Annotated in this window: 5 protein-coding genes; 3 read left to right on the top strand and 2 right to left on the bottom strand. The window is 70.1% G+C overall.

The genetic code is table 11. The features are described from left to right. Positions 1–38 precede the first annotated feature (38 nt). A complete protein-coding gene (locus ACFTQE_RS19100; RefSeq protein WP_376926556.1) occupies positions 39–1184 on the bottom strand; it encodes an epoxide hydrolase family protein in 1146 nt (381 codons plus the stop codon). 62 nt (positions 1185–1246) lie between these two features. On the opposite strand from ACFTQE_RS19100, the gene ACFTQE_RS19095 reads away from it, so the two are divergent. Next, positions 1247–2206 (top strand): helix-turn-helix transcriptional regulator, encoded by a 960-nt coding sequence (locus ACFTQE_RS19095; RefSeq protein WP_376926555.1) that lies wholly within the window; start codon positions 1247–1249, stop codon positions 2204–2206. 117 nt (positions 2207–2323) lie between these two features. After that, complete coding sequence (locus tag ACFTQE_RS19090; RefSeq protein WP_376926554.1) at positions 2324–5578, top strand: glycoside hydrolase N-terminal domain-containing protein; 3255 nt, start codon at positions 2324–2326, stop codon at positions 5576–5578. Between the two features lie 77 nt (positions 5579–5655). On the opposite strand, the gene ACFTQE_RS19085 is transcribed toward ACFTQE_RS19090, so the two are convergent. Continuing rightward, entirely contained in the window at positions 5656–6849 is a 1194-nt protein-coding gene (locus ACFTQE_RS19085) for a hypothetical protein (protein ID WP_376926553.1), read from the bottom strand. Positions 6850–7054: 205 nt separating this feature from the next. Between ACFTQE_RS19085 and ACFTQE_RS19080 the strand changes: the two genes are divergently transcribed. Then, a complete protein-coding gene (locus ACFTQE_RS19080; RefSeq protein ID WP_376926552.1) occupies positions 7055–9190 on the top strand; it encodes a discoidin domain-containing protein in 2136 nt (711 codons plus the stop codon). Positions 9191–9222: the final 32 nt, after the last annotated feature.

Raw genomic sequence — 9222 nt, 5'->3', positions numbered from 1 at the left:
GCCCGCGCCTGCGGCATCCGCTCGTCGACTGCAGCGCGTCAGTCGGCGCGCAGGCCGGCGAAGAACGCGCGGATGTCGCCGGCGAGGAGCTCGGGCACCTCGAGCGCGGCGTAGTGGCCGCCCTGCTCGAACCGGCTCCAGTGCACGACGTTGGAGTTGTCGCGCTCGGCGAAGACCTTGATCGTCTGGAAGTCGTCCTTGAAGACGGCGACACCGGTCGGCGCCGCGTTGACCTGGGGCTCGGCCTCCGCACGCGCGTTGTCGAGGTAGCTGCGGCTCATGCCGGCAGCGGCATTCGCGAACCACGTGACGCTGACCTCGGTGATGATCTGCTCGAGGGTGACGAGCGAGGTGCCGTTGCCGAACGAGTTGAAGAGCTCGCTGTAGGCGAGCAGGGCGATCGGCGAGTCGCTGAGGCCGACGGCCACGGTCTGCGGGCGGCTCGCGTTCATGGTGTTGTAGCCGCCGACCGACTGGAACCACTGCATGTGCTCGAGTCCCGCGTAGTCCTGCGGCTCGAGGTGCTCGAACTCGGCGGGGTCGCCGCTCGGGAACGAGAAGAGCTGCAGCACGTGCAGGCCGAGGAAGCCCTCGGGGTTCGCGAGACCGAGTTCGCGGGCGACGAGGGCGCCGTTGTCGGAGCCGTGGATGCCGTACTCGGCATATCCGAGTCGGTGCATGAGCTCGTCGTACGCGCGCGCCACGCGCGCAGTGGTCCAGCCGGGCTCCGTGACGGGGTTCGAGAAGCCGTAGCCCGGGGCATCCGGAACGACGACGTCGAAGGCGTCCTCGGGGCTGCCGCCGTGCGCGACGGGGTCGACGAGCAGGTCGATGAGGTCGAGGTAGTCGACGGATGACCCGGGGTAGGTGTGCGCAAGCAGCAGCGGCGTCGCACCGGGGTGGGCCGAACGCACGTGGATGAAGTGGATGGGCTGGCCGTCGATCTCGGTGGTGAAGTGCGGCACGGCGTTGATGCGCGCCTCGGTGGCGCGCCAGTCGAACGCACGCCAGGCCTCGACGGCCTCGCGGAGGTAGGAGTTCGGCGTGCCCGTGTCCCAATCGTCGGCGGGTGCCGGCTGGGGCAGGCGGGTACGCGCGAGGCGCTCCCCGAGATCCTCGAGGTCGGCCTGGGCGACGTCGATCGTGAACGGGCGGATTTCGGTGTGAGAGGTGGTATTCGTCATGTCTTCGACGGTACGGTGCATATAGGAACGTTCACTTCCTAATGACCGATTCGAGTTCACAATTGTCCGATACTGCCGCACGACTGCTCTCCCTGCTCGCGCTCCTGCAGACCCGACCCGACTGGACGAGCACCGAACTCGGCGCTCGGCTCGGCGTCACGCCGCGCACCATCCGCAACGACATCGATCGACTGCGCGAACTCGACTACCCCGTCGATGCCACCCGCGGCGCGGCCGGCGGCTACCGCCTCGGCGCGGGGGCGAAGCTGCCGCCCCTGCTGCTCGACGACGAGGAGGCGGTCGCCGTGGCGATCGGCCTTCGAGCCGCGACCGGCATCGCGGGCGTCGAGGAGTCGAGCACGCGAGCGCTCACGAAGCTCGAGCAGGTGCTGCCATCGCGGCTCCGCCCCACGGTCGAGGCGCTCGCGACCGTCATCGAGCACGCACCCGAGAACAACGACACGGATGCCCCCGACCCCGAGGTCGACGCCGCCGTGCTCACCGCCGTGGCGAGCGCCATCCGCGGCATCGAATGGATCCGGTTCGACTACCAGGGCGAGGCCCGTCTCGTGGAGCCCTACCGACTGCTGAGCTGGGCCCGCCGCTGGTACCTGGTCGGCCGCGATCCGTCGAGCGACGAGTGGGGCACGTTCCGCGCCGACTGGATCGAACCGCGCATGCCGACGCGACGTCGGTTCGAGCCCGCTGCACTGCCGGGCGGCGACTACACGGCCTTCGCGATGCGCTCGATCGCCGAGAGCGGCTGGAAGGTGCACGCCCGCCTGCGGATCGCGGCGCCGGCCGACGCGGTGCTCGCCCGCATCCACCACGCGGTGGGCGTCGTCGAGGCTGTCTCCGACTCCGAATCCGTGCTCGTCACCGGCGCCGACTCGCTCGACACGATCGCCGCCTACATCGGCATGCTCGGCATGGACTTCACCGTCGAGTCCCCCGACGAACTGCGCTCGCTGCTCCTGACCTACAGCGAACGGTACGCGCGGGCCGCCCGCGAGCCCGCCTGAACTCCGGGCTATACATCTGATCTTTGGTTCGGCAGTATGGGGTCTGCGGTCGCTTCTGCTCGATGCGTGCCGCATTTCCGTGTGAAACACCTGATCAATGATGCGCAGGAGACTTCGATGAACTTCACGTTCGACCCTCACCGCCGCCGAGTGCTCCAGATCGGCGGCGTCGTCGCGATGGCGCCCCTGTTCGGCGACCTGCTGACCTCACGACCCGCAGCGGCCGCTGCTGCGCCGTTCGCCTCGGCGGGCGTCGCCGCGTCGTCTCGACGCACAGCACTCAGCGCCCCGTCGCTCTCGCAGAAGTCGCTCTGGTACGGCACCCCGGCGACCGACTGGCAGTCGCAGGCGCTGCCCATCGGCAACGGCCGGCTCGGCGGCATGATCTTCGCGAATCCCGACGAAGAGGTCGTGCAGTTCAACGAGCAGAGCCTCTGGGGCGGCGTCAACGACTACGACAACGCCCTCATGGGCCAGCCCGACGGTGCATACGACACGAGCGTGACCGGCTTCGGCTCGTACCGCGACTTCGGCACCATGCGATTCACCTTCGCGGCGGGCCCGAAGGTCACCGCGCCGGGCGGTCCCTACCGCGTCTCGGGATCCGAAGGCGTCGACCGCACCTACGACGGCAACTCGCGCACGAAGTGGTGCATCGACGGCCCGCCGGCCACGGTGCTGTGGCAGGCCGAGCTGCCCGATCCGGCCACGGTGACGGACTACAGCCTCACGAGCGCCAACGACGTGCCGGCCCGCGACCCGCAGGAGTGGACCTTCTCGGGTTCGCCGGACGGCGTCGACTGGACCGTGCTCGACACCCGCACGGGCGCACCCTTCGAGAGCCGCTTCCAGGCCAAGCAGTACACCTTCGACAACGCCACCGCGTATCGCTACTACCGCTTCACGTTCGTGCCGAAGGCCGGCGTCAGCCACTTCCAGGTCTCCGAGATCTCGCTCGGCGGCGTCAGCCTCGCGGCGGGCGCGCTCGTCTACGTCTCATCGCCGAGCGGCGCGTCCGCCGGCACGGATGCCTCGGCCGACCTCGCCCGGAGCGTCGACGGCGATCCGGCGACCGCGTGGCGGGTCGCCGAACCCGGCGACGGGGTGCAATGGCAGCTCGACCTGCCGGCCAAGGCGGTCGCGACGTCGTACGTGCTGACCGCGGCATCCGATGCGCCCGAGCACGACCCGGGCAGCTGGCGGCTCGAGGCCTCGAACGACGGCGTCGACTGGGTCGCGCTCGACTCGCGCGAGCCCGGCGCCCCCTTCGCCGCCCGCCAGGAGGCGAAGAGCTACACCTTCGCGAACTCGACGGCCTACGTCTCGTACCGGTTCACGTTCGCCACCGCCTCGGCGACGAGCCCGTTCGCGATCGGCGAGGTCGCCCTCGTCGGGCCGTCGTTCGACTCCCGCACCCTGCGCGCGGTCACCGACTACCGGCGCGGCCTCGACACCGCGGTGGGCGTGCACGTGACGCAGTTCGGAACGATCGCGGGCCGGGTGATCCGCGAGGCCTTCGCGAGCCGAACCGCCGACGTCATGGTGCTCCGCTACACGACGGACGCCGAGTCGGGCATCTCGGGCGTCATCTCGCTCGCCTCGGCCCAGGAACAGGCGCCGACCGGCGCGAGCGGCGCCGGAGCCGGCGCCGAGATCGGGTTCCGCGGCGTCATGGCCAACGCCCTCCAGCACGCCTGCACCATCCGCGTGGTCGAGGCCGACGGCGAGGTGTCGGTCGAGGGCGCGACGCTGCGCGTCACCGGTTGCCACACGCTGACCCTCGTGCTCGACGCCCGCACCGACTACAAGATGAGCGCGGCCGACGGATGGCGCGGCGACGCCCCCGAAACCGGCATCGCCGCGGCACTCGGAGCCGCCGCGGCCCGCTCGTTCGCCGAACTGCGCGACGAGCACACCGGCGAGGTCTCGGAGCTCATGTCGCGGGCGACGGTGAAGTGGGGCGAGACGGATGCCCCGGTGCTCGCGCTCTCGACGAGCCAGCGCCTCGCCCGGTACAAGACGGGTGCGTCCGACCCCACGCTCGAGCAGGCGATGTACGACTACGGGCGGTACCTGCTGCTGAGCTCGTCGCGGCCCGGAGGACTGCCCGCGAACCTGCAGGGGCTCTGGAACAACAGCAACCAGCCGCCGTGGGCCTCGGACTACCACACCAACATCAACGTCCAGATGAACTACTGGGGCGCCGAGACCACGAACCTCGCCGAGAGCCACACCGCCCTCATCGACTTCGTCGAACAGGTCGCGGTGCCGAGCCGCGTGGCCACGCGGAACGCCTTCGGGCAGGAGACCCGCGGGTGGACGGCCCGCACCTCGCAGTCGATCTTCGGCGGCAACTCGTGGGAGTGGAACACGGTCGCGAGCGCCTGGTACGCGCAGCACATCTACGAGCACTGGGCCTTCACGCAGGACAAGCGCTACCTGCGCGAGACCGCCCATCCGATGATCAAGGAGATCTGCGAGTTCTGGGAGGACCGGCTCGAGGAGGACGCCGACGGCCGGCTGGTCGCCCCCGACGGCTGGTCGCCCGAGCACGGCCCGCGCGAAGACGGCGTCATGTACGACCAGCAGATCATCTGGGATCTGTTCCAGAACTACCTCGACTGCGCGGAGGCGCTCGGTGTCGACACGGCGTATCGGAAGCGCGTCGCCGAGATGCAGGAGCGCCTGGCACCCAACAAGATCGGGCGCTGGGGCCAGCTCCAGGAGTGGCAGCGCGATCTCGACGACCCGAACGACATCCACCGGCACACCTCGCACCTGTTCGCGGTGTACCCGGGACGCCAGATCACGGATGCAACGCCCGAGCTCGCGGCCGCGGCGCTCGTCTCGCTGAAGGCCCGCTGCGGAGAGAAGGAGGGCGTGCCCTTCACCGAGGCGACGGTCTCCGGCGACAGCCGCCGCTCATGGACCTGGCCGTGGCGCACCGCCCTCTTCGCCCGCCTCGGCGACGCCGAGCGAGCGCGCATCATGCTGCGCGGCCTGCTCTCGTTCAACACGCTGCAGAACCTGTTCTGCGACCACCCGCCGTTCCAGATGGACGGCAACTTCGGCATCTCGGGCGCCGTCACCGAGATGCTGCTGCAGAGCCATCAGGACGTCATCCACCTGCTGCCCGCCCTGCCCGAGGCGTGGCAGGCCGAGGGTTCGTTCTCGGGCCTGCGCGCCCGCGGCGGCTACGAGGTGAGCTGCGAGTGGCGCGACGGCCGCGTGGTCTCGTTCGACGTGGTCGCCGATCGCGCCCCCAACCAGGGCAACATCATCGTGCGGGTCGACGGCGTCGACCACAAGGTCAAGCCGGCGAACCCCAAGAGCGGCCAGCCGATGCGCGACAAGGGCCCGGTCCGCAGCTGATCAACGCACCCCGATGAGACCGGATGCCCGCGTCGCCCGAAGGGTCGGCGCGGGCATCGTCGTGCGGGCGGCGCTGCTCAGCGGCATCCCTTCGAACGCTCGATGAGCTCGTCGGAGGGGTGCCCGTAGAGCCATTCGCCATTGCCGTTCGGGTCGGTGTGCCCCATGCCGATCGCCCAGGCCGTCGCCCACGGTTCGTTGTCGTTCGCGTACTCGCCGACGAGTTCGTAGCACTTCGAGGTGATCGCGTGGCCGACCTCGTGAGTGACGAGCGCGGCCATGACGGGGTCGCCCCACTGCTCGGCGATGCTGTTCGACAGCGTGATCGTCGACAGCCCGCCCTCCCACGTGTCCCACGTCGCGGTGCCGCCCGCCGAGCCGTTGTCGCCGTAGCCGATGACGATGGGGGCCCAGTCGAACTCGAGCAGCACCCCGCCCGCGATCGATCGGGCGTATGCCTCGACGGCGACGCGGCGGTCGTAGAGCGGGCCCGCTTTCTCGGCCTCCTCGGCGGCGTGCGTGGCCTGCAGTGCGGCGGCCGCCGCGACGTACGCATCGATGCGGGCTGCGGCGTCGTATCCCCACGTGCTGCCCGCGAGGTCCTCGACGCTGTTGCGGTACTCGATGCGCTCGACGTTCCGCGCCGACCCGTTCGCGGCCTCGACCGCGGCGGCGACCGGAGCGATCGCTTCGACGTACGCGGCGCCGGCGTCGGAGATGGCGGTATCGGCCGCGGCGAGATCGTCGGCGTACGCGTCGGCGTCGGCGGCCCGCGTGGTGAGTCGCTCGGTCTCGGCGGTCAGGATCTCGGAGGCGCGATCGAGGTCGGCGAACCAGACCGGCCGCGACATCGGCCGGGTCGGTTCCTCGACCTCCGTCTCGGGCGCCTCGGCCACGAGCGTGTCGAGTTCGGTCGCGGCCGCCGACAGGGTCGCCTTCGCCGCGGCGTCGACGAGCGGGTCGGGCGCGGCGAGCATCGACGCGGCGATCTCCCCGGTCTCCGCGACATCCGCTTCGACGATCGCCGCCGACTCACCGGCCGCTGCGGCCTCGGCGACGGCGGCGCGGTGGGCGGACACGGCAGCATCGAAGCGGAGGTTCGCGATCGCGCTCGCAGCGAGCACGGCCGCCGAGAGGAGCAGGAAGAGCGCCAGGCCGAGCACCGTCCACGCGATGGTCGCGCGCGAGCGGCGCACGGGAACGGTGCCGTTCCCGGCCGGTGCAGGGCCGATGGGATCGAGCGTCGCGTTCGGGGTGGAATCGAGGGTCACTCGTGAAGTATCCCCGGTCGTGAGCGGTCGGGCAATCCGAAGAACGCTGGGCGCGCATCGAGGCGGCATTCAGCCTGTTCCCGGTCGACGTTCGGACGACTCCCGGCCCGCTCTCGACGTCCGCCGACTCGATCAGTTGAGTTGGACGCTTGACTGGGACGAACGACCCACAATACGCTGCCTCCAACCGAGCAAGGAGGCTCAGATGGCGATCGATCATGCACGCCCAGACCGTGTCCGTTCCGAACGCACCACCGAGCAGGGAAAGCGCAGGCGGCGATCCAGAGCCCTGGGTCTCGCACTGGCAGCTGCACTCGCGACATCCGTACTCGCGGCGCTTCCCGCCGCACTCGACACCACCCCGGCCGAAGCCGCACCCGGCGACTGGTGGGAGGCGCCGAACCGCCCCGCCGAAGAGGTCGAGCTGAACGTCACCGGCGCACCGTTCACGGGCACGACCGAGAACGGCGAGGTGCGGGGCTTCATCGACTCGCACACCCACCTGAACTCCAACGAGGGCTTCGGCGGACGCATGATCTGCGGCTCACCCTTCTCCCCCGCGGGCGTCGCCGACGCCCTCAAGGACTGCCCCGACCACTACCCCGACGGCAGCGCCGCCCTCTTCGAGAACCTCGTCAGCGGCGACGCCGACGGCAAGCACGACCCCGTGGGCTGGCCGACCTTCACCGACTGGCCGAAGACCACCTCGATGAGCCACCAGGCCTCGTACTACGCCTGGGTCGAGCGATCCTGGCGCGGCGGCCAGCGCATCCTCGTCAACGACCTGGTCACCAACGGCGTGATCTGCTCGCTGCCGATCATGCCGAAGGACCGCTCGTGCGATGAGATGACCGCGATCCGGCTCGAGGCCCAGAAGGCCCGCGAGATGGAGGCGTACATCGACGGCATCTACGGCGGCCCCGGCAAGGGCTTCTTCCGCATCGTCACGACGCCGGCCGACGCGCGCGCGGTGATCGAGCAGGGCAAGCTCGCCGTCGTGCTCGGCGTCGAGATGTCGGAGCCGTTCGGCTGCAAGATGATCCTCGACGTCGCGCAGTGCTCGACGGCCGACATCGACCGCGGGCTCGACGAGTTCGAGCAGCTCGGCATCTCGAGCATGTTCCTCTGCCACAAGTTCGACAACGCCCTCTGCGGCGTGCGCTTCGACACGGGCACGCAGGGCACGATCATCAACGTCGGCCAGTTCTACTCGACCGGCACCTTCTGGCAGACCGAGACGTGCCCCACGGCCCGTCACGACAACCCGATCGGCAACGCCACCGTGCCCGAGTTCGAGGGGCAGCTGCCGCCGGGCGTCGAGGTGCCCGAGTACTCGGCCGGCAAGAACTGCAACACGCGCGGCCTCACCTCGCTCGGCGCGTATGCGCTGAAGGCGATGATGGCCCGCAACATGATGGTCGAGCTCGACCACATGAGCGTGAAGGCGGCCGAACGGGCGCTCGACCTGCTCGAGGCCCAGGGCTACCCGGGCGTGCTCTCGAGCCACAGCTGGATGGACTCCGGCTGGACCGAGCGCCTCTACCGTCTCGGCGGCTTCAAGACCGGCTACCCGCACGACGCCGCAGGATTCATCGGCGAGTGGCAGGAGGGCAGCGCGCTCCGCGCCCAGTACGACAAGGGCTACGGGTTCGGGCTCGACTTCAACGGCGTCGGCAGCCACCCGGCGGCCGACAGCGCACCGGTCGACATCACCTATCCGTTCACGAGCGCCGACGGCGGCACGACCATCGACCGGCAGGTCAGCGGCCAGCGCACCTTCGACATCAACGTCGACGGCTTCGTGCACTCGGGCCTGGCGCCCGACTACCTCGAACTGCTGCGTCAGTCGGGCGGCGGCGACGCACTCGTGTCGGACATGATGCGCGGTGCCGAGTCGTACCTGCAGACGTGGGAGGCGACGACCGGCTACTCGAGCGCGGCGAACCTCGCGACGGGCAAGCCGGCATCGGCCAGCTCGAGCGAGTGGAACCCCTTCACGAGCTACGCACCGGGTCGCGCGGTCGACGGCAAGGCGAACACGCGCTGGGCGAGCGGCAACTGGGGAGTGAACCCGCAGTGGCTGCAGGTCGACCTCGGCGCCGCGGAGCCCGTCAGCCGGGTCGTCGTCGAGTGGGAGTCCGCCGCGGCGAAGGCCTACGAAGTGCAGGTGTCGCAAGACGGCGCGACCTGGACCACCGTCTCGTCGGTGGCGAACGGCAACGGAGGGCTCGACACCGCGTCGTTCGCTGCGACGAGCGCCCGCTACGTGCGCGTGCTCTGCACGGTGCGCACGACGAACTACGGGTACTCGATCAAGGAGCTCGGGGTCTTCTCGAACTGACACCCTGACGACACGGGCGGATGCCGCGGCGC

This window comes from Agromyces sp. NPDC056965 (assembly GCF_042673425.1).
In the GTDB taxonomy this organism is placed as follows: Bacteria; Actinomycetota; Actinomycetes; order Actinomycetales; family Microbacteriaceae; genus Agromyces.
This window is presented reverse-complemented; position numbering and strand designations above follow the sequence as displayed.

Bases quoted from the DNA above. Each gene is read 5' to 3' on its own strand.
- ACFTQE_RS19080 (WP_376926552.1), top strand. From the start codon at position 7,055: ATGGCGATCGATCATGCACGCCCAGACCGTGTCCGTTCCGAACGCACC.
- ACFTQE_RS19100 (WP_376926556.1), bottom strand. From the start codon at position 1,184: ATGACGAATACCACCTCTCACACCGAAATCCGCCCGTTCACGATCGAC.
- ACFTQE_RS19090 (WP_376926554.1), top strand. From the start codon at position 2,324: ATGAACTTCACGTTCGACCCTCACCGCCGCCGAGTGCTCCAGATCGGC.